This is a genomic window from Mycobacterium sp. 1465703.0 (genome assembly GCF_001672975.1).
Classification (GTDB): domain Bacteria; phylum Actinomycetota; class Actinomycetes; order Mycobacteriales; family Mycobacteriaceae; genus Mycobacterium.
In genome coordinates this window covers 1-20,324 of record NZ_LZKU01000117.1, presented here as the reverse complement: position 1 = coordinate 20,324, position 20,324 = coordinate 1, and the positions used below count along the sequence as shown (strand labels likewise).

The following is a 20,324-nucleotide window of genomic DNA, read 5'->3' as shown; positions in this document are numbered from 1 at the left end:
GCGTCGCCCGGCTGCGCCGCGCTCGCGATCGCCACTAGTCCGGATGGTGGCGACCCGCGTCGCCCGGCTGCGCCGCGCTCGCGATCGCCACTAGCCGGCTCCCTGGCCGGACATGGCCGCGGTGATCTCGTCCATGCTGACCTCGCGGACGGGCTGCCCCAGCGACCAGTGGTGGCCGAACGGGTCGGCGACCATGCCGTAGCGGTCACCCCAGAACTGATCTTCCAGCGGGGCCACCACGGTGGCACCGGCATCCAGCGCCCGCTGGAAGCTGGCGTCGACGTCGGTGACGGTCAGGTGGATCGTGACCGGGGTGCCGCCCAGCGACGTCGGCGTCATCGACTTGCCGCCGCATACCTCCGGGAAGTCGTCGTTGAGCATCACGGTGAAGCCGTTGATGCGCACCGCGGCGTGCACCAGTTTGCCGTCGGGGCGCGGCACACGCCCTATCTCCTGGGCGCCAAAGGCCTTGACGTAGAAGTCGATAGCCGCAGCGGCGTCGTCCACCACCAGGTGTGGGGACAGTGCCGGTTCGATGTTGATCGCCATGCTGGTTCTCCTTGCTGTCGTATTCGCCCGTGAGGGATCACCAATATTGACCGGGCATCGCGGCAATTCTCACCGCCTCGGTTCGAAGAAAATTCGTCACACCGGGTTGAAGCTGTTGATCAGCCAGGTCCCGTTGACCTTGGCGAGGCCGACACTCACCGAGCTGGTCGTGGTCGTCGGGCCGGACTGTTCTGGGGAGCTCGTCGTCTGTGAGACGAAGACGAGGATCGTCGCGGCGTTGGTGGCCAGGCTCTGAACCCCGGAGCGCTGAACGGTGGCGGTGGTGGTCAGCCGCTTCTGCCGCGCGTTAGGGGCAACGACCTGGCTGGTGAACTGTCGGTAGTAGTTGCGGAAATCGCCGGTCAGCATCGCACTGGCGGCGTTGAAGTCCTGTTCGAGTGTGTCCGGTGAATAACTCAACACCTTCACCGTTCCTGCGCTCGCGGTCTGCGTTGCCGCTTGGCGCTCGGAGAGGCGATCCGCGACCGGCGGTGGTTGTTCCTTTTTCAGATGCATCTCCCAGGCGCCGAGCGCGTCGATGCCCACCGCAGAGACGGCGAGGACAACGACGGTCGCCCACCAGACGATGCGCCCTGTCAAAACTGATCTCATGTCACGAACTCGACCTTGGACACCTTGTAGGTGTCACCGACTTTTTCGACGCGCATCGCCAGCCGCCAGTTTCGCGAGTCTTGCGCCGCGCCGTTGCTTTTGGTGATTTTTGCCGTCGCGGCCACCAGGACCTGCGCTTTGGTTCCGCTGATCGACTCAAGTGCCGCGGCGTTCACGATCCCTTGGGCCGATACTTCGGAATCCACGACTGTTTTGGTGAAGTCTTCGCGTCTCGTCAGAAAATCGTTGTGGAATTCGCCGATCGATCCGTCGACGATGCGCTGGATGTCGCTGTCGGCGGATTTTGAGCTCAGGTTGGTGAGCCAGCCCGCGAATTGTTTGGCGTAGTCGACGTACGGCTGCCACTGCGGAGCGGCGGTCGACGGTTGTGGACGCGGCCGCAAGACCTGCGCCGTCGCGAATGCGCCGGAGCACAGCAACAGCATCGTGAGGACCAGCGGCACCAGCACCGAGGTGAGCGTTCTTGGTCTGGGTTCCGGTGCCGCTGACGGGTAGGGCGTCATCGAAGGCATCGCGGGCCAAGGGCCGGCCGTCTGGATCGGCGGTGCGCCCATCGCTGCCGTGGCCACCGGCCATGGCGCGGCCGGCGGGTTCCATTGCACGGCAGCGGCGCTGACCGCCTCGCCGAGGGCCTGGGCAAAGTCGGAGCAGCGTGAAAACCGTCGAGCGGGATCCTTGCTCATCGCTTTCGACAGCACGGGGTCCAGCGGCGCCAGGTCGGGGCGCCGCTGTGCCAGCAGCGGTGGCGGTGCAGTGAGATCGTTGGTGATGACTGCTGTCGGGCTGGTGTCCGCGAAGGGAGCGGCGCCAGTCAGTAGGTGAAACGCCGTGGCGGCCAACGAGTATTGATCGGCCCGCCCGTCAAGTGCACCACCCATCAGCTGTTCTGGCGCCGCGTAACTGGCCGCGCCCGCCGTGCCGGAAGTCGCAAATGCGTTGATGTCGTCGACTTTGCGGGCTATACCGAAGTCCGACAATAGAATTCGTCGTGGTTCCGTATCGGATGTGCTAAGCAGAATGTTTTCGGGTTTGATATCGCGGTGCAGCATTCCGCGCCGGTGACCGTGGTCGAGCGCGTCCGCGACGGCCGTGACGATCTCGAAGACCTCGCGCGCGGCCATGCCGTGGGTGTGGTGTTCGCGCAACAGGCGCCCGGCGTCGGTGCCCTGCACGTAGTCCATGGCGATCCATAGCTGGCCGTCAAATTCGCCACGGTCGTGTATGGCAACGATATTGGGGTGTCGCAGCGCGGCGGCCAGGTCCGCGTCCCGCTCAAAACGTTCCCGAAAACCGGCATCATCGGTCAACGACGCGGACAAGATCTTGAGCGCGTCCAGCCGCGGCAACCGGGGGTGCCGCGCCACGTAGACGTCAGCCGTCGCGCCCGAGCCCAGTAGCCCCTGAATGGTGTAGCCGGCAAACTCGGCACCATCCCTCAAGGTCATGGAGCAATCTTACTGAGTGACCGGCAAAGAAGGTGGCGCCGAGTGAATGGCTCAGGCGTTGGTCAGACTGCGGTCCCAGCCCTCGACGGCTTCTGGCTTGCGGGGGCCGGGCCCCACGTAGATGGCCGACGGACGGACCAGCTTGCCCAGCCGCTTCTGCTCGAGGATGTGGGCGCACCAACCCGCGGTGCGTCCACAGGTGAACATCGCCGGCATCATGTTGGCCGGTACGCGGGCGAAGTCCAGGATCACCGCGGCCCAGAACTCGACGTTGGTCTCGATGGCCCGGTCCGGGCGGCGTTCGCGCAACTCGGCCAGGGCGGCCTGCTCCAACGCGACGGCGACCTCGTGGCGCGGCGCGCCCAGCCTTTCGGCGGTAGCGCGCAGCACCCGCGCCCGCGGGTCCTCCGCCCGGTAGACCCGGTGTCCGAATCCCATCAGCTTGTCGCCGCTGTCCAGGATCTTCTTCACCAGGCCACGCGCGTCGCCGGTGCGCTCGACCTCTTCGATCATCGGCAGCACCCGTGCCGGCGCCCCGCCGTGCAGCGGCCCGCTCATCGCACCGATTGCCCCGGACAAGGCCGCCGCCACGTCGGCGCCGGTCGAGGCGATCACCCGCGCGGTGAAGGTCGAGGCGTTCATGCCGTGCTCGGCGGCCGAGACCCAGTAGGCGTCAATCGCTTCGACGTGCCGCGGGTCCGGCTCACCCTGCCATCGCGTCATGAAACGGGCAGTGACCGTTGCGCATTCGTCAATCACCCGCTGCGGGACCGCCGGCTGGTAGATGCCCCGCGCCGACTGCGCGACGTAGGAAAGTGCCATCACCGATGCCCGGGCCAGTTGATCGCGGGCGGTCGAGTCGTCGGTGTCCAGGAGCGGCTTGTACCCCCAGATCGGGGCCAGCATCGCCAGGCCGGCCTGCACGTCGACGCGCACGTCGCCGGTGTGGATGGGCAGCGGGAACGGCTCGGCGGGCGGCAGGCCGCGGCCGAACTTGCCGTCGACCAGCAGCGCCCACACGTCGCCGAAGGTGACCTGCTGAGTCACCAGGTCTTCGATATCGACACCGCGATAGCGCAGCGCACCGCCGTCTTTATCCGGTTCGGCAATTTCGGTGGTGAAGGCGACCACGCCCTCGAGGCCGGGGACAAAGTCTTCGGGTACCACAGTCATGGGAAAATTCTCGCACCCCCTGATCGGGCCGACGCTACCGGCTGGTAGCAAGCGCCGGTACCGTTGGCGCGATGGCAGGACCAGACGACGAGCACCTGCAGAGAATGCGTGTGGAGTACGGGTCAGTGGAAAAAGACGGCAGTCCAGATCTTGACGCGGATTGGCTCGACGAGGGCTGGGTTTCGTTGTTGCGCAAATGGATTGACGACGCCGAACGGTCGGGCGTTGCCGAGCCCAATGCATTCGTGCTGGCTACCGTGACCGCGGACGGCAGGCCGGCGAGCCGATCGGTGTTGTGCAAGAGCGTGGACGAGACAGGGATCACTTTTTTCACCAACTATGACTCGGCCAAGGGCGACGACCTTGCGGCGACGCCATACGCCTCGGCGACGTTTCCCTGGTACCAGCTCGGCCGTCAGGTCCACATTCGTGGCGCGGTGCGCAAGGTCACCGCGCAGGCCACCGAGGACTACTGGTCCAAACGGCCGCGCGGGTCGCAACTGGGCGCCTGGGCGTCGCACCAATCGCAACCGATCGCCTCACGCGCGGCCCTGCTCGATCAGCTGGGCGAGGTGACCGCCCGCTTCGCCGACCGCGACCAGGTTCCGGTGCCGCCCGGTTGGGGCGGCTATCTCATCGCGCCGGAGCTGGTGGAATTTTGGCAGGGCCGGGAAAACCGATTGCATAACCGCATCCGGATCACCGGAGATCGGGTGCAGCGCCTGCAGCCCTAACCCGCTGATGATGCACGCCGCGCACCGGCATGAGGGGATCGATCGCGGGCGTGACCAGCGGACCCGACCCCGGACGGGCGCCTCATCCTCATAACGACTACCTTTTGCAGTAAGCACCAAGTCAGCAGCCATATCAGCCAGAGCGCAAAGGGGTTCTCGTGGCAGACACCGACGACACCGCCACTTTGAAGTACCCGGGCGGTGAAACCGACCTGGAGATCGTCAACGCCACCGACGGCGCTGACGGCATTGCGCTGGGCTCGCTGTTGTCCAAGACCGGCTACACCACGTTCGACAACGGCTTCGTCAACACCGCCTCGTGCAAGAGCTCCATCACCTACATCGACGGCGACGCCGGCATCCTGCGCTACCGCGGCATCCCGATCGAACAGCTCGCCGAGAAGTCGACCTTCATCGAAGTGAGCTACCTGTTGATCTACGGCGAACTGCCGAACAAGGAACAGCTGGCCGACTTCACCAAGCGGATCCAGCTGCACACCATGCTGCACGAGGACCTGAAGCGGTTCTTCGACGGCTTCCCGCGCAACGCGCACCCGATGCCGGTGTTGTCCAGTGCCGTCAACGCGCTCTCGGCCTACTACCCCGATTCGCTCGACCCGATGGACAGCGAGGACGTCGAGCTGTCGACGATCCGGTTGCTGGCCAAGCTGCCGACCATCGCGGCCTACGCCTACAAGAAGTCCGTCGGCCAGCCGTTCCTCTACCCGGACAACTCACTGACGCTGGTGGAGAACTTCCTGCGGATGACGTTCGGGCTGCCCGCCGAGCCCTATGAGGCGGACCCCGAAATCGTTCGGGCGCTGGACATGCTGCTCATCCTGCACGCCGACCACGAACAGAACTGTTCGACGTCGACGGTCCGGCTGGTGGGGTCGTCGCAGGCCAACCTGTTCACCTCTATCTCCGGTGGCATCAACGCGCTGTGGGGGCCGCTGCACGGCGGCGCCAACCAGGCCGTGCTGGAAATGCTGGAGAAGATCCGCCAGAGCGACGACGACGTCAGCGACTTCGTCCGCAAGGTCAAGAACCGCGAAGAAGGCGTGAAGCTGATGGGCTTCGGCCACCGGGTCTACAAGAACTACGACCCGCGCGCCCGCATCGTCAAGGAGCAGGCCGACAAGATCCTGGCCAAGCTCGGCGGCGACGACGACCTGCTGAGCATCGCCAAGGAACTCGAAGAGGCGGCGCTGACCGACGACTACTTCGTCGAGCGCAAGCTTTACCCCAACGTCGACTTCTACACCGGCTTGATCTACCGGGCGCTCGGCTTCCCAACCCGGATGTTCACCGTGCTGTTTGCCCTCGGCCGGCTGCCCGGCTGGATCGCGCACTGGCGGGAGATGCACGACGAGGGCGACAGCAAGATCGGCCGCCCGCGCCAGATCTACACCGGCTACACCGAGCGTGACTACGTCACCATCGACGCGCGCTAACCAGTGGCGATCGGGAGCGCGGCGTAGCCGGGCGAACCGGGTCGCCACCATCTAACCCAGCGACGCCAGCACCGCCATCGCGGCGTTGTGCCCGCCGATGCCCGATACCGCCCCGCCGCGTTGAGTGCCCGACCCGCACAGCATGATCCGCTCATGCGCGGTGGCCACCCCCCATCGCCGCGCCGGGGTGTCCAGCGGGTCGTCGTCCTCGGCGAACGGCCACGACAGGCCGCCGTGGAAGATGTTGCCGCCGCTCATCCGCAAGGTCCGCTCCAGATCCAGCGTGGTCGTCGTCTCGATACACGGCCGGCCAAGCGCATCGTTCAGCAACACGTCTTGAATCGGTTCGGCCAGAACAGAATTCAGCGATGTCAGCACGTCGTCGCTCAGCCGGCCGCGCAGCGTATCGGAGTCAGCGCGGCCGAACAGCCAGTGTGGGGTGTGTAAGCCGAACACCGTCATCGTGTGGGCGCCCGAGTCGCGCAACTCGGGGGACAGGATGCTGGGATCGGTCAGCGAATGGCAATAGGCCTCGCACGGCAACGGATTCGGAACCTGACCCGAGGCTGCCCGCGCGTAGGCCGTATTCAGTTGTGTCCACGTCTCGTTGACGTGAAATGTCCCGGCGAATGCCTGCTGGGGTGTGACACCGTGGTCGCGCAGCCTGGGCAGCCGTGCCAGCACCATGTTCACCTTGACCTGTGCGCCGGCGGCCGCCGGTGACGGTTCTTCGCCCAGCAGCCCGGCCAGCACCGTCGGTGTGACGCCGGCCAGAACGAACCGGGCCCGAATCAGGAGTTCCTGCTCGCCGGTGCGATAGCGGACCTCGCCGCTCGGGTCGACGGCGTAAACCTCTGCGCCAGTAGATATTTCGGCGCCGTGACGGACAGCCGCCGCGGCCAGGGCGGTGGTCAGTGCGCCCATGCCGCCAATCGGGACGTCCCAGTCGCCGGTGCCCCCGCCGAGCACGTGATACAAGAAGCAGACATTTTGCGTCAGCGACGGCTCATCGAGACGGGCGAATGTGCCGATGAGTGCGTCGGTCGCCATCACCCCGCGAACCACGTCATTGCTGACCGCGTCGGTGATGGCGTGCCCGATCGGTTCGTCGATCATGGCCCGCCACGCGGCCTCCGCGCCGCGATCGCCTCCTTCTACCACGTGCCGGCGGGCGCCCTGCCGGGTGCGCAGCGGTTCGAGCAGGGTCGGCCACAGTCGTTCGGTCACCAGCCGGCAGCGCCGGTAGAAGTCGGCGAACCCCTGCGCATCCCCGGCGGCTCCTATCGCCGCGAAGGGGATGGAGTCAGCTGCGGGCGACCCGATCAACAGCCCGCTGCGGCCGCCGCACGCCGGGTCGGGTGTGTACGACGAAAACGGCCGCCGCGCCAACCGCACCTCGGCACCCAGGTCCTTGACGATGCGCGGCGGCAGCAAGCTGACCAGATAGGAGTAACGCGATACCCGAACGCCGACACCGTCGAAAGCTTGCGCCGAGACGGCCGCGCCGCCGACTTGGTCCAGCCGCTCCAGCAGGCGCACCCGCAGGCCCGCACGGGCCAGGTAGCCGGCGGCGACCAGGCCGTTGTGCCCGCCACCGATGACTATGACGTCCAGTGCGTCGGCTTGGCCTGCTTGGTCGCTCAGCTCAGGTAGCCCTCGACCTCGTCGGGTGGACGCACCTCCGCCGCTCGCGGGTCACCACCGCTCTCGCGTAGCGCCCGGCGCTGCCGCAGCAGATCCCAGCACTGGTCGAGTTCGACCTCCACCCGCCGAAGGCGGTCCTGTTCTTCCGACGTGTCGATGTCACCGCGCTGCAGCTGGGATCGCAGCGCCTTCTCCTCGGCGACCAGCTGGCGAATGACCGCCAGGGTCTCGTTGTCGGTCGGTTTACTGCCGTTGGCCATCGCTCCAGTGTGCCGGACCCACCCGAGGGATGAATCGGTAGGCTGCAGATCGCCTGGCACGCGGACCAGCGTGGGCGAACGACCTGAGGGAGGCCGTCGTGGGCGTCAAACGGCCCGGTCTGCCCTGGCTGATCGCCGTGGTGGTGATCCCGCTGCTGATAGCCGCGATCGGTTACGGAGTCTCGCTACGATCTGAGTCCGCAGGCCGGCTCGGTCCTGCTTCGTCGGCGCCCTCTGCTGCGCCGAAGCTTTCATTGGCGGCGTTCTCCATGGTTCGTAACGGCAACACCCTCACCCTGACTGGAGACTTCCCCGATGAGCCCGCCAAAGCGGCGTTGCTGAAGGTGCTTAACGGAGCACTGGGCCCCGGTGTCAACATCGTCGACCAGATCCGCATCAACCCCGCCGTCGACGCACTCGATTTCGCCAAGGCCATGCCGGTATTCTCCGACAGCGCGTCGATCGCCGATTTCACCCTCACGGTCAGCGGGGACACCATCACCTTGGCGGGCACCGCGGCATCGCCCGATCAGAAGAACACCCTCAACACCGATGCCAAGCGCATCTGGTCGAACCTGAATGTTGTTGACAACGTTGCCTTTAACGCGCCCGCAGCATCTCCATCGCCCAATGCCGCGTGCGCCAATCTGCAATCGGCGATCAACACCTTGACCGACGGTGCGCTCACCTTCGAATCGAATATCGATAGTCTGACCGCCTCCGACGAACAGGTTCTGGCTCGGGTCGCCGAGAAACTCAAGGCATGCCCGAATGCGCACGCGGCCATCAACGGCTACGCCGACAGCACCGGCAATACCAGTCTGAATGTTCCGTTGAGCGAAGAGCGCGCTCAAACCGTCGCCGGCTTCCTGCAAGCCCACGGGGTGGCCGGCGACCGGTTGACCGCCACGGGTTTCGGGTCGGCCTACCCGATCGCGCCTAACGGCACGGACGGCGGTCGGGCCCAAAATCGCCGGGTCGAAATCGTAATCAGCTAAGGAGCTTTCGACGTGGACTTCGTCATCGAGTGGTTATGGTACCTGCTCGCCTTTGTCGCCGGGTCGGCGGTTGCCTGGGTGATCGCCACGCTGCTGCACCGCCCGAACAACGGCGCGCGGCGATGAGCCACGTGCACTGGTGGCTGTGCGCCCTGTCCTTCGGGCTGGGCTTGGTACTGACCCTCACCCTGATGATGACGCCTGTCAAACACCAAGTGCCGGTAGCGAAGTCGCCGGACGGGCGGCCGACGTCCGAGCCCGCCACCACCGCGATTCCCATCACCGAGCGACGCACCACCCAAATCCCGGTCACCGAGCGGCGGACCACCAGGATCCCGGTCGCCAAAGAGTCGCCGACGGCCAAGCTCCCGGTGTGGGGGCCGGCGCCCTATGGTCCGGGCTCCGCCGACGCCGCATCCGACGGTGGCGGACCGGCCGGATATCTGGTCAAAGCCCTTGCAGGCAGCAAGCTTTACTTCACACCCGACGATCCGGCCTACGATCGGACGACCGCGCAGGTCTGGTTCGCAGACGAGAAGGCCGCGCAGCAAGCCGGTTTCGCGCCATGGAGCGACAGCCCGGACAATCCGCGGCGGCGGTAGAGCGCTAGCTGGGGCCCGGCAGCCGCAGCACCAGCCGCGCGCCGCCCAGTGCACTGTTCTCCAACGAAGCCGTCCCGCCGTGCAGCTGGGCTTGTTGGGCCACCAGTGCCAAACCCAGGCCCGACCCGGAGTGCGAGGCCGTCGATCCGCGGGAAAACCGGTCGAACACCACCTGGCGCTCATCCTCGGGCACGCCCCTGCCGTTGTCGTCGATGGCGATCTCGACGCCGGCGCGCGAGCTGACCGCAGACAGTTGGACCTTGGTGGCGCCGCCATGCTTGACGGCATTGGCGATCGCGTTGTCGACGGTCAGGCGCAACCCGGCCGGCAGCCCGACGATGATGCAGGTGGGTGAGTGCACCAGGGACACGTCGAGCCCGGGGTAGATCCGGGTGGCGTCGTGGGCGGCGCGGTCGAGCAGTTCGGTGATGTCGACGGGCACGTGATCGTCAGCCGTCGACAGTTCGCCCTGGGCCAACCGCTCGAGGGCGGTCAACGTGGCCTCGATCCGCGACTGGGTGCGGATGACGTCGGCGAGCACCTCTTTGCGTTGCTCGTCGGTCATGTCCAGGGTGGATAACACTTCGAGGTTGGTGCGCATCGCAGTCAGTGGCGTGCGCAGTTCGTGCGACGAAACCGCGGCGAAGTCGCGGGCGGACGCCAGCGCATCCTTGGTCCGGTCCTGTTCAGTCCAGATGCGCTGCAGCATGCCGCGCATGGCCTCGGCGATCTCGACGGCCTCGCTGGCGCCGCGCACCGCCACCTGCGGCCGCTCGTCGGCGTCGATGGAGCGGGCTTGCTGGGCCAGTCGTTTGAACGGTCGTACCGCGAAAGCGGCCAGCAGCCAGGCGAATACCGCAGCCGCTCCGATCGAGAGCCCGCAAATCAGGATGACCCGGCGGTGCAGGTTGTTGGTCTGTGCGATCGTGTCGTCGTAGGTAGCACCCACCGCCACCATCGTCGGCTGCGGGGTGCGGGCCTCCAGGGTTCGTACTCGATAGCGCACCCCGTTGATGTAGGTGTCGGCGTAGCCCACATCCAGCTGCGGCAGGATGACGTGCGAGTTGGACTTGACCTGCCCGTCGCGGCGGACCGTGATCACGGTGTCCTGATCGTTGGGGGTCCGCGGGATGTCCTCGAGGCCACGGGGCAGGAAGGGGATGGCGAAACCGGCCGCCTCGTCAAGGCGGCGATCCAAACGTTCGGTCCAGGCGCTGGTGATGCCGAACCACACGACCGCTCCCGCGATCACCACCACGATCGCGGTGCCGATGGCCGTCGCGACCGCTACCCGGGCCCGTAGCGACGGCGTACGGGTCAGAATCCGGGACAAGAACTTCATGGCCGCTCGACCTGGTTACTGCATGCGCAGTACGAATCCCACTCCGCGCACTGTGTGCAGCAGCCGGGGGCCGCCGTTGGCCTCCAGCTTGCGGCGCAGATATCCGATGAAGACGTCGACGACATTGGTGTCGGCGGCGAAGTCATAGCCCCACACCAGCTCGAGTAGCTGCGCGCGGGACAACACCGCGGTCTTGTGTTCGGCCAGCACCGCCAGTAGGTCGAATTCCCGCTTGGTCAGGTCGACGTCCGCGCCATTGACCCTGGCGCGCCGGCCCGGAATGTCGACTTCCAGCGGCCCGACCGTGATGGTTTCCGACGACGACGTCGCAGTCGCACCACGGCGGCGCAGCAGCGCTTTCACCCGGGCCACCAGCTCGGCCAGCACGAAGGGCTTGACCAGGTAGTCGTCGGCGCCGGCCTCCAGGCCGGCCACCCGGTCGTCCACCGAGCTGCGGGCGGACAGCACACAGACCGGGACGTCGTTGTCCATGGCCCGCAGCGCGGTGACGACGCTGACGCCGTCCAGCACGGGCATGTTGATGTCGAGCACGATCGCATCCGGGCGCGTCTCGGTTGCGCTGCGCAACGCCTCGGCGCCGTCGACCGCCGTCGACACCTCGAATCCGGACAGCCGCAGACCGCGTTCGAGAGACGCGAGCACATCTGAATCGTCATCGACGACCAAGACCCGCGGTGAGCTACCAGTGTCCATGCCGCCCATTTTGCCTGATTGTCCACCGTGGCTGCGGGAGGCGCGAGGCCTCGCGGCGTCGGCGGCCGCATCACCCGCGCCGAGAGGTAAACGACGCACGCCCGCGTCGGCGTTTCTGGTGCGTGGTCTACCTGTCGCGCGGCACACCGATGTTGCGGTAGCGCTGCAATCGGGCGGCCAGCCGCTCCTCGGACGGGAGCTCGCGCAGGGCCTGCACCTCGGTGGCGATGGCTTTTGACAATCGCTGGACGAACTCGACCGGCTCGTCGGCGGCATCGGGATGCTCGGGCACGATCGCGTCGACGATGCCCGATGCCAGCAGATCCGCTGACCGGATGCCTTGTGCCGCAGCGAGTTCGGCGGCGTGATCGGTGTCGCGGAAAACGATCGCGCTGGCCCCCTCCGGCGGCAGCGGCGCCAGCCAGCCGTGCAACGCGGCCAGCACCCGATCGGCGGGCACCATCGCCAGGGCCGGCCCGCCGCTGCCCTGCCCGAGCAGCACCGACACCGTCGGCGTATCGAGCGTCACCAGCTCGGCCAGACTCTGGGCGATCTGCCCGGCCAGCCCGCCCTGTTCGGCTTCGGCGGACAGGGCCGGCCCCGCGGTATCGATCACCAGCACCAGCGGCAGGCGCAACTCGGCGGCCAGCGCCATGCCGCGGCGGGCCTCGCGCAGCGACGCGGGGCCCACCCCGCCCTTTTCGACCCCGCCCGTCAGTCGCTGCTGGCCAAGCACCACCACCGGCTGGCCGGCGAATCGGGCCAGCGCCAATACCGTGGTCGCCGCCTCTCCCTGGCCGGTGCCCGACAGCAGCACCGGCTCGGTGGCGCCGTGCCGCAGCAACAGCCCCACACCCGGCCGATCCGGCCGCCGCGACGCCACCACGGAGTCCCACGTCGCGACGTCAGGTATCGGTTCGTCGGGGTCCGGCGCGGGCAGCGGCTGGGGAGGATCGGCGATCACGGTCAGGGCGCGATCCAGCGTCCGGCGCAGTTCGCCGAGCGGGATGACGCCGTCGATCACTCCGTGCCGCTGCAGGTTCTCCGCGCTCTGGACGCCCTCGGGGAAGGGCTCGCCGTAGAGCAGCTGGTATACCCGCGGGCCGAGGAAGCCGATCAGCGCGCCCGGTTCCGCGACCGTGACATGGCCCAGCGAACCCCAGGACGCAAAAACCCCGCCGGTGGTCGGGTTGCGCAGATAGACCAGGTAAGGCAGGTGCGCCTGTTTGTGCAGCCGGACGGCCGCGGCGATCTTCACCATCTGCAGAAACGCGACGGTGCCCTCCTGCATCCGGGTGCCGCCGGAGCTCGGCGAGGCCAGCAGCGGCAGCCCCTCGGCGGTCGCCCGCTGCACCGCCGCGGTGATCCGTTCGGCCGCGGCCACCCCGATCGACCCGCCCAGGAAGCCGAACTCGCACACCACCACCGCGACCCGCCGGCCGAAGATGCGCCCCTCGCCGGTCAGCACCGATTCGTCCAGACCCGTCGCGGCCCTGGCGTCGGCTAGTTCTTGCGCGTAGGACGCGTTGACCGGCACGGCGAGCGGTTCGCTGTCCCAGCGGATGAAGGAATTTTCGTCCAGCACCGCATCGCGTAGTTGACCAGCCGTGATAGGACTCACGTGACGAGGCTATATAGGGTGGCTGCCATGATCGGTGTTACCCAGGCCGAAGCAGTCATGACCATCGAGCTGCAGCGCCCCGAGCGCCGCAACGCCTTGAACTCTCAGCTCGTCGAGGAGCTGCGCGAGGCCGTGCTGAAGGCGGGCGACGGCTCCACCCGCGCGATCGTGTTGACCGGTCAGGGCACGGTGTTCTGCGCCGGCGCGGATCTGAGCGGGGACGCCTTTGCCGCCGACTACCCCGACCGGCTCATCGAGCTGCACAAGGTGCTCGACGCCACGCTGATACCGGTGATCGGCGCCATCAACGGTCCGGCCATCGGCGCCGGCCTACAGCTGGCCATGCAATGCGATCTGCGGGTGGTGGCACCGGACGCGTTCTTTCAATTCCCGACCTCGAAATATGGTCTGGCGCTAGATAACTGGAGTATCCGGCGGTTGTCCTCGCTGGTCGGCCACGGCCGGGCCCGGGCGATGCTGCTCACGGCGGAGAAGCTGACCGCCGAGGTGGCGCTACAGACCGGGATGGCCAACCGCATCGGGACGCTCGCCGACGCGCAGGCCTGGGCGGCCGAGATCGCCGGGCTGGCTCCGCTCGCGATTCAGCACGCCAAGCGGGTGCTCAACGACGACGGCGCCATCGAAGAAGCCGGGCCGGTGCACAAGGAACTCTTCGACAAAGCCTGGAGCAGCCAAGACGTGGTCGAGGCGCAGGTCGCCCGGATCGAGAAGCGGCCGCCGAAGTTCCAGGGGGCCTGACGATCATGCGGGGGACGCTACGGCTGGTCGCCGGCACGGCGTCGCTTGCGGCCGGTGGTTGGCTGGTGCGGGCGCTGCACGGCGCGCCGGACGCCCTCGGCGCCCACCCCGCTGCGATCGCGGCGGTGACGGCGGGATCGCCGCACTACCGCGACGGCGCCTTCGTCAACCTCGAACCCGGGTCCGGCATCACGATGGACCGCGAGCAACTGCGGCTGGTGGCGTGGGAGCTGATCGGGAACCGGGGTGGCAGCCGGCCCAAGGGGCCGATCCCGCTGGCGCCGCCGGGCATCCTCGACGCTGACCCCAGCCGGCTGGCCGTCAGCTGGTTCGGCCATTCCACGGCGCTGCTGGAGATCGACGGTTACCGGGTGCTCACCGATCCGGTGTGGAGCAACCGCTGCTCACCGTCGGACGTGGTCGGGCCGCAGCGGCTGCATCCGCCGCCGGTTCAACTCGAAGCGCTGCCCGCCGTCGACGCGGTGGTGATCAGCCATGACCACTACGACCACCTCGACATCGACACGGTCGTGGCGTTGGCCCACACCCAGCGGGCCCCGTTCGTCGTGCCGCTCGGCATCGGCGCCCACCTGCGCAGGTGGGGGATACCCGAGCACCGCATCATCGAGCTGGACTGGCATCAGAGCACCAAGGTCGACGAGCTGACCATGGTTTGCGTACCGGCACGGCATTTCTCGGGACGTTTCCTGGATCGCAACACCACGCTGTGGGCGTCGTGGGCGTTCATCGGCCCGACGCACCGCGCGTACTTCGGCGGCGACACCGGCTACACCAAGAGCTTCGCGCAGATCGGCGCCGATCACGGGCCGTTTGACCTGACCCTGTTGCCCATCGGGGCCTACAACACGGCGTGGCCGGACGTTCACATGAACCCCGAGGAGGCGGTGCGGGCGCATCTGGACGTTACCGACGGCGGACTGCTGGTGCCGATCCATTGGGGCACTTTCCGGTTGGCCCCGCACCCGTGGGCGGAACCGGTTGAGCGCCTGCTCGCCGCAGCGGCGCCCGAGCAGGTGAATGTGGCGGTGCCACTGCCCGGCCAACGCCTCGATCCCACCGAGCCGGGAAAATCCGACCCGTGGTGGCAGCTGTAGATTCACGCTGCGGCCATCCTCACCGCGTTAGGGTTCGCGGCATGACCAAACGTGCGGCCGCGACTGCCTTCACCGCGGTGCTGCTCGGGCTGACCGGATGCGGCTCCGCGCAGCCGATAGCCGGGCCGCCGTCCACACCGTCCGACGTCGCGCCCAACCAGGCCTCCGGCGTGACGATTCCCGCCGGCCGCATCGACGAGGCCGTCGCGAAGGTCGACGGGCTTGTCGATGACCTGATGAAAAGCACCGGCATCCCGGGGATGGCCGTAGCCATCGTCCACGACGGAAAAGTATTGTACGCCAAAGGTTTCGGCACCAAAGACGTGAGCAAGGGGCAGGCCCAGGACAACAAGGTGGACGCCGACACCGTCTTCCAGTTGGCCTCGGTGTCCAAGTCGGTGGGCGCGACAGTGGTCGCGCACGAAGTCAGCGACAACGTCGTCGCATGGGACACGCCCGTCGCGTCCAAGCTGCCGTGGTTCACACTGAGCGATCCCTACGTCACCAGCCATGTCACCGTCGGCGATCTGTATTCACATCGCTCGGGGCTGCCCGATCACGCCGGTGACAAACTCGAAGACCTGGGCTACGACCGGCGGCAAACGCTGCAGCGGCTCAAGTACCTGCCACTTGACCCCTTCCGAATCAGCTACGCCTACACCAACTATGGGATCACCGCCGCTGCCGAGGCGGTGGCGGCCGCCGCGGGCAAATCATGGGAGGACCTGTCCGGCGACGTGCTCTACCGCCCGCTGGGAATGGCCTCGACCAGCTCGCGCTTCGCCGACTTCATCGCCCGGCCCAACCATGCGGTCAACCACATCAAGGTCGATGACAAGTGGCAGGCTCGTTTTCAGCGGGACCCGGATCCGCAGTCACCGGCAGGCGGGGTGAGTTCATCGGTGAATGACATGGCCCGCTGGCTATTGATGTTGTTGGGCAACGGAACTCATAACGGCCGGCGGATCGCGTCGCCGGAAGCCTTGCTGCCCGCCACCAGCCCGCAGATGGTGTCGTCGCCCGCGAAGACGCCGAAGGCGCGCACCGGTTTTTACGGTTACGGCTTCAACTCCTCGGTCGATTCCTCGGGCCGCACCGAGTACAGCCATTCCGGTGCTTTCGATTTGGGGGCGGCGACCAACTTCGTGGTGATGCCGGCCGAGGATGTGGCCATCATCGCGCTGACCAACGCCGCGCCTTACGGCATCCCGGAGACGCTGACCGCCGAATTCATGGACCTGGTCCGGTACGGGCAAATCCGCGAGGATTGGGGACCCATGTACAAGCAAGCGATCGGCTGGCTGAACAACCCGGTGGGTTCGCTGGTCGGCAAGCAGCCCCCGGCCAACCCCGCCCCGGCCCGACCGCTCAGCGACTATGCCGGCAGCTACGCCAGCGACTACTGGGGTCCGGCGATCGTGACCGAACGCGACGGCGTGCTGCAACTGGCGATGGGCCCGAAAAACCGGACGGTCACCCTCAACCATTGGGACGGTGACACCTTCACCTTCCCGTTGGCCGACGAAAACGCCCCGCCCGGAACGGTTTCCAAGGCTGTTTTCGCGGCCAACACGCTGAACTTGGAGTACTACGACTCGAACAAGCTGGGAACCTTCACCCGATGACTCTCGCCGCTACCTCCGGGCTCACCGACGCCGAAGTCGCGCAGCGGGTTTCCGACGGCAAGACCAACGCGGTGCGGGAACGTGCCACCCGAAGCATCACCGATATCGTGCGGGCCAATGTCTTCACCCGGATCAACGCGATCCTGGGGGTTTTGCTGCTGATCGTGCTCGCGACGGGCTCGGTGATCAACGGCATGTTCGGCCTGTTGATCATCGCGAACAGCGTCGTCGGCATGGTTCAGGAGATCCGGGCCAAGCAGACGCTGGATAAGCTGGCGATCGTCGGGCAAGCGAAGCCCTTGGTGCGCAGGCAATCCGGTACCCGGGCGGTGCCGCCCGATGAGGTGGTGCTCGACGACATCATCGAACTGGGCCCCGGTGATCGGATCGTCGTCGACGGCGAAATCGTCGAAGAGGCGAACCTGGAAGTCGACGAGTCGCTACTCACCGGTGAGGCCGACCCGATCGCCAAGGCCGTCGGCGACCCGGTGATGTCGGGCAGTTTCGTCGTCGCGGGCGGCGGCGCCTACCGCGCTACCAAGGTCGGACCGGACGCCTATGCGACCAAGCTCGCCGAGGAGGCCAGCAAGTTCACCTTGGTGAAATCCGAACTGCGCAACGGTATCAACCGCATCCTGCAGTTCATCACCTACCTGTTGATACCCGCCGGACTGCTCACCATCTACACCCAGCTGTTCACCACGCGGGCGGACTGGCGGCAGGCCGTGCTCCGCACGGTCGGCGCACTGGTGCCGATGGTTCCCGAAGGACTGGTGTTGCTGACTTCGGTCGCGTTCGCGGTCGGGGTGGTCCGGCTCGGTCAGCGGCGCTGCCTGGTGCAGGAGCTGCCCGCCATCGAAGGGCTGGCACGGGTCGACGTGGTCTGCGCGGACAAGACGGGCACCCTGACCGAGAGCGGCATGCGGGTCGCGACCGTGGACGAACTCGGCGAGTCGGGGGAGCGTGAGCGGATCGCCGCTGTGCTGGCGTCTGGCCGCGGCTGATCCGCGACCCAACGCCAGCATGCAGGCGATCGCCGAGGCCTATCCCGAGCCGCCCGGCTGGACCGCCACGGCGACAGCACCTTTCAAATCGGCCACCAAATGGAGCGGTGTGTCGTTCGCGGACCACGGCAACTGGGTGATGGGGGCGCCGGACGTGTTGCTCGAGCCGGGCTCGGCGGCCGCCGAACAGGCCGAGCGGATTGGCGCGCAGGGATTGCGGGTGCTGCTGGTAGGCGCCGGTGACGTCGCCGTCGATCACCCGAGCGCACCGGGCCGAGTCACTCCGGTCGCGCTGGTGGTGCTCGAGCAAAAGGTGCGCCCCGACGCCCGTGAAACGTTGGATTACTTTGCTGATCAAGGTGTTTCGGTCAAGGTGTTGTCCGGGGACAACGCGGTCTCGGTCGGCGCTGTGGCCGGCAAGCTCGGTCTGCACGGGGAGACGATGGACGCGCGCCGACTGCCGTCAGAGCCCGCGCAATTGGCCGATGCACTGGACGCCCACACCACCTTCGGCCGGGTGCGGCCGGACCAGAAGCGCGCCATCGTGCGCGCCCTGCAATCACACGGACACGCCGTCGCGATGACCGGCGACGGCGTCAACGACGTGCTGGCGCTCAAGGACGCCGATATCGGCGTCGCGATGGGCGCCGGCAGCCCGGCGTCTCGCGCCGTTGCGCAGATCGTCCTGCTGGACAACAGCTTTGCCACACTGCCATACGTCGTCGGTGAGGGGCGGCGGGTGATCGGCAACATCGAGCGCGTCGCCAACCTGTTTTTGACCAAAACGGTGTACTCGGTGCTGCTGGCGTTGCTGGTGGGCATCGAATGCCTGCTTTCCAAACCACTGAAGGCCGACCCCCTGTTGTATCCGTTCCAGCCCATCCACGTCACCATCGCGGCCTGGTTCACCATCGGGATACCGTCGTTCATTCTGTCCCTGGCGCCCAACAACGAACGCGCCCACTCGGGCTTCGTGCGCCGGGTGCTCTCCTCCGCGCTGCCATCCGGGCTGATCGTCGGGTCGGCGACGTTCGCCTCCTACCTGTTGGCCTATCACGGTCGGCACGCCAGCTTCGTCCAACAGGATCAGGCGTCGACTGCGGCCCTGATCACCTTGCTGATGACGGCGCTGTGGGTACTGGCGGTGGTGGCCCGTCCCTACCAGTGGTGGCGGGTGGCGCTGGTAATCGTCTCGGGCCTGGCTTATGTGGTGATCTTCAGCCTCCCGCTGGCGCGCAAGGCGTTCCTGCTGGACCCGTCCAATGTCGCGGTGACCTCGACCGCCCTGGGGGTCGGTGTGCTGGGCGCCGCCGCGATCGAGGCCTCATGGTGGATCCGGGCCAGACTGCTGGGTGTGCAGCCGCAGGTATGGCGCTGAGGCGCCGAACACCCTGCCAGCAAGCTGTCGCCGGGCAAGTACGATGCCGGGAAAAGGGAGGGCGCATGGGTTTCCTGGATAAGGCCAAGGATCTGTTGTCGCAGAACGCCGACAAAGTCGAGATGGCGATCGACAAGGCCGGCGAGTTCGTCGACGCCAAGACGCAGGGCAAGTACACCGACACCATCCACCAGGTGCAGCAACAGGCCAAGAAGGCCACCGGTGCCGCGGACACCGGCGACCAGCAGAACTGAGCGATGGCGAAGCTTTCCGGATCTATCGATGTCCCGCTGCCACCCGAGGTGGCCTGGCAGCATGCCTCCGACCTGTCCCGGTATAGGGACTGGCTGACCATTCACCGGGTGTGGCGCAGCACCTTGCCCGACGACATCGAAAAGGGCACGGTCGTCGAATCGATCGTCGAGGTCAAGGGCATGTACAACCGGATCAAATGGACGGTGGTGCGCTACAAGCCGCCAGAGGGCATGACGCTCAACGGCGATGGCGTCGGCGGTGTGAAGGTCAAGCTGATGGCCAAGGTCGCGCCCAAGGACGACGGCTCGGTGGTCAGCTTCGACGTGCACCTAGGCGGCCCGGCGCTATTCGGCCCCATCGGCGTGATCGTCGCCGCGGCCCTGCGCGGCGACATCAACCAATCGCTGGAGAACTTCGTCACCGTGTTCACCAAAGCTGACCCGACCACGAACGGCGACAGCGGGGTCCACCGCTGACCGCCGGCGTTAAGCGGCGGTGTCCTCTGCTCGCTCACCCGGATCGGAGTCGCAGTCAGTTAATCTCGCTACCATGAGTCGCCGACTGCGCCCCGGCTGGCTGGTGGCGTTTTTCGCCGTGGTGGTGTCGGCCAGCGCGTGGTTGCCGTGGCTGAGGACGACCGTGAACGGCGGGGGCTGGGCCAACGCAATCGGCGGCGCTCACGGCAATTTGGAACTGCCCCGGGGGTTCGGCGCGGGTCAGCTCATCGTGCTGTTGGCCTCCACGCTGTTGGTGGTCGGCGCGATGATGGGCCGCGGTCTGTCGGTGAAGCTTGCTTCTGTTGGCGCACTGTTGATTTCATCGCTGATCGTGGCGCTGACGGTGTGGTACTACAAGCTCAACGTCAGCCCGCCGGTGTCGGCCGAATACGGCCTGTACGTCGGGGCGGGCGCCGCGGTCGGTGCGGTGGCGTGCTCAATGGTGGCCGTGATCGCCGCATTGGCATCCGGCCGGTCCGGCCGCTGAACCGTCAGGCCGACGGGAACTCGTGCTTCCCCGAG

The 20,324-nt window shown here is 67.0% G+C and carries 19 protein-coding genes and 2 pseudogenes; 12 read left to right on the top strand and 9 right to left on the bottom strand.

All coding sequences use genetic code 11. From position 1 onward, the window contains the following. Positions 1 to 90 precede the first annotated feature (90 nt). The 4 genes from A5625_RS10390 to A5625_RS10375 form a co-directional block, all read right to left on the bottom strand. Positions 91 to 549, bottom strand: coding sequence for a VOC family protein (locus tag A5625_RS10390; protein ID WP_066992539.1), 459 nt, complete (start codon positions 547 to 549; stop codon positions 91 to 93). Positions 550 to 645: 96 nt separating this feature from the next. Beyond that, entirely contained in the window at positions 646 to 1,161 is a 516-nt protein-coding gene (locus A5625_RS10385) for a hypothetical protein (protein ID WP_066992536.1), read from the bottom strand. Further along, positions 1,158 to 2,627: a serine/threonine-protein kinase gene (locus A5625_RS10380; protein ID WP_066992532.1), complete on the bottom strand. Its 1,470-nt coding sequence runs from the start codon at positions 2,625 to 2,627 to the stop codon at positions 1,158 to 1,160. The genes A5625_RS10385 and A5625_RS10380 overlap by 4 nt, the downstream gene beginning before the upstream one ends. A 51-nt stretch (positions 2,628 to 2,678) precedes the next feature. Continuing rightward, entirely contained in the window at positions 2,679 to 3,800 is a 1,122-nt protein-coding gene (locus A5625_RS10375) for a citrate synthase 2 (RefSeq protein WP_066992529.1), read from the bottom strand. A gap of 71 nt (positions 3,801 to 3,871) precedes the next feature. On the opposite strand from A5625_RS10375, the gene pdxH reads away from it, so the two are divergent. Continuing rightward, positions 3,872 to 4,534, top strand: a complete 663-nt coding sequence (gene pdxH / locus A5625_RS10370) for a pyridoxamine 5'-phosphate oxidase (protein WP_066992525.1) — start codon at positions 3,872 to 3,874, stop codon at positions 4,532 to 4,534. A gap of 158 nt (positions 4,535 to 4,692) precedes the next feature. Continuing rightward, positions 4,693 to 5,988, top strand: a complete 1,296-nt coding sequence (locus tag A5625_RS10365; RefSeq protein WP_066992522.1) for a citrate synthase — start codon at positions 4,693 to 4,695, stop codon at positions 5,986 to 5,988. Positions 5,989 to 6,039: 51 nt separating this feature from the next. On the opposite strand, the gene A5625_RS10360 is transcribed toward A5625_RS10365, so the two are convergent. Both A5625_RS10360 and A5625_RS10355 read right to left on the bottom strand, forming a co-directional pair. Next, positions 6,040 to 7,602 carry an NAD(P)/FAD-dependent oxidoreductase gene (locus A5625_RS10360; protein ID WP_066992519.1) on the bottom strand — a complete coding sequence of 521 codons (1,563 nt, stop codon included), beginning with the start codon at positions 7,600 to 7,602 and terminating at the stop codon, positions 6,040 to 6,042. A 26-nt stretch (positions 7,603 to 7,628) separates the two neighbouring features. Beyond that, entirely contained in the window at positions 7,629 to 7,892 is a 264-nt protein-coding gene (locus A5625_RS10355) for a DUF2630 family protein (protein WP_066992516.1), read from the bottom strand. 98 nt (positions 7,893 to 7,990) lie between these two features. Between A5625_RS10355 and A5625_RS10350 the strand changes: the two genes are divergently transcribed. From A5625_RS10350 to A5625_RS10345, 3 genes and pseudogenes are all read left to right on the top strand, one after another. Beyond that, positions 7,991 to 8,890 (top strand): OmpA family protein, encoded by a 900-nt coding sequence (locus tag A5625_RS10350; protein ID WP_232003583.1) that lies wholly within the window; start codon positions 7,991 to 7,993, stop codon positions 8,888 to 8,890. Positions 8,891 to 8,902: 12 nt separating this feature from the next. Beyond that, positions 8,903 to 8,983, top strand: a pseudogene (locus tag A5625_RS30075) (hypothetical protein); the annotation flags it as partial. A 29-nt stretch (positions 8,984 to 9,012) separates the two neighbouring features. Then, on the top strand, positions 9,013 to 9,492 hold the full coding sequence (locus A5625_RS10345) for a hypothetical protein (RefSeq protein WP_066992509.1): 480 nt from the start codon (positions 9,013 to 9,015) through the stop codon (positions 9,490 to 9,492). Between the two features lie 4 nt (positions 9,493 to 9,496). On the opposite strand, the gene A5625_RS10340 is transcribed toward A5625_RS10345, so the two are convergent. From A5625_RS10340 to A5625_RS10330, 3 genes are all read right to left on the bottom strand, one after another. Beyond that, positions 9,497 to 10,834, bottom strand: coding sequence for a sensor histidine kinase KdpD (locus A5625_RS10340; protein WP_066992506.1), 1,338 nt, complete (start codon positions 10,832 to 10,834; stop codon positions 9,497 to 9,499). 15 nt (positions 10,835 to 10,849) lie between these two features. After that, entirely contained in the window at positions 10,850 to 11,557 is a 708-nt protein-coding gene (prrA, locus tag A5625_RS10335; RefSeq protein ID WP_156748107.1) for a two-component system response regulator PrrA, read from the bottom strand. 118 nt (positions 11,558 to 11,675) lie between these two features. Beyond that, complete coding sequence (locus tag A5625_RS10330; RefSeq protein ID WP_066992502.1) at positions 11,676 to 13,169, bottom strand: carboxyl transferase domain-containing protein; 1,494 nt, start codon at positions 13,167 to 13,169, stop codon at positions 11,676 to 11,678. Between the two features lie 27 nt (positions 13,170 to 13,196). Between A5625_RS10330 and A5625_RS10325 the strand changes: the two genes are divergently transcribed. The 7 genes and pseudogenes from A5625_RS10325 (at position 13,197) to A5625_RS10295 (ending at position 20,289) form a co-directional block, all read left to right on the top strand. After that, entirely contained in the window at positions 13,197 to 13,928 is a 732-nt protein-coding gene (locus tag A5625_RS10325; RefSeq protein WP_066992498.1) for an enoyl-CoA hydratase, read from the top strand. 2 nt (positions 13,929 to 13,930) lie between these two features. Next, complete coding sequence (locus A5625_RS10320) at positions 13,931 to 15,043, top strand: MBL fold metallo-hydrolase (RefSeq protein WP_156748106.1); 1,113 nt, start codon at positions 13,931 to 13,933, stop codon at positions 15,041 to 15,043. A gap of 41 nt (positions 15,044 to 15,084) precedes the next feature. Continuing rightward, positions 15,085 to 16,668 carry a serine hydrolase gene (locus A5625_RS10315; RefSeq protein ID WP_066992492.1) on the top strand — a complete coding sequence of 528 codons (1,584 nt, stop codon included), beginning with the start codon at positions 15,085 to 15,087 and terminating at the stop codon, positions 16,666 to 16,668. Next, positions 16,665 to 19,050: pseudogene (locus tag A5625_RS10310) on the top strand (cation-translocating P-type ATPase). The gene A5625_RS10315 and the pseudogene A5625_RS10310 overlap by 4 nt, the downstream one beginning before the upstream one ends. A gap of 65 nt (positions 19,051 to 19,115) precedes the next feature. Next, a complete protein-coding gene (locus A5625_RS10305) occupies positions 19,116 to 19,304 on the top strand; it encodes an antitoxin (protein WP_066992489.1) in 189 nt (62 codons plus the stop codon). 3 nt (positions 19,305 to 19,307) lie between these two features. Further along, positions 19,308 to 19,781, top strand: a complete 474-nt coding sequence (locus tag A5625_RS10300; RefSeq protein ID WP_066992486.1) for an SRPBCC family protein — start codon at positions 19,308 to 19,310, stop codon at positions 19,779 to 19,781. Between the two features lie 73 nt (positions 19,782 to 19,854). Beyond that, on the top strand, positions 19,855 to 20,289 hold the full coding sequence (locus A5625_RS10295; RefSeq protein ID WP_066992482.1) for a hypothetical protein: 435 nt from the start codon (positions 19,855 to 19,857) through the stop codon (positions 20,287 to 20,289). Positions 20,290 to 20,324: the final 35 nt, after the last annotated feature.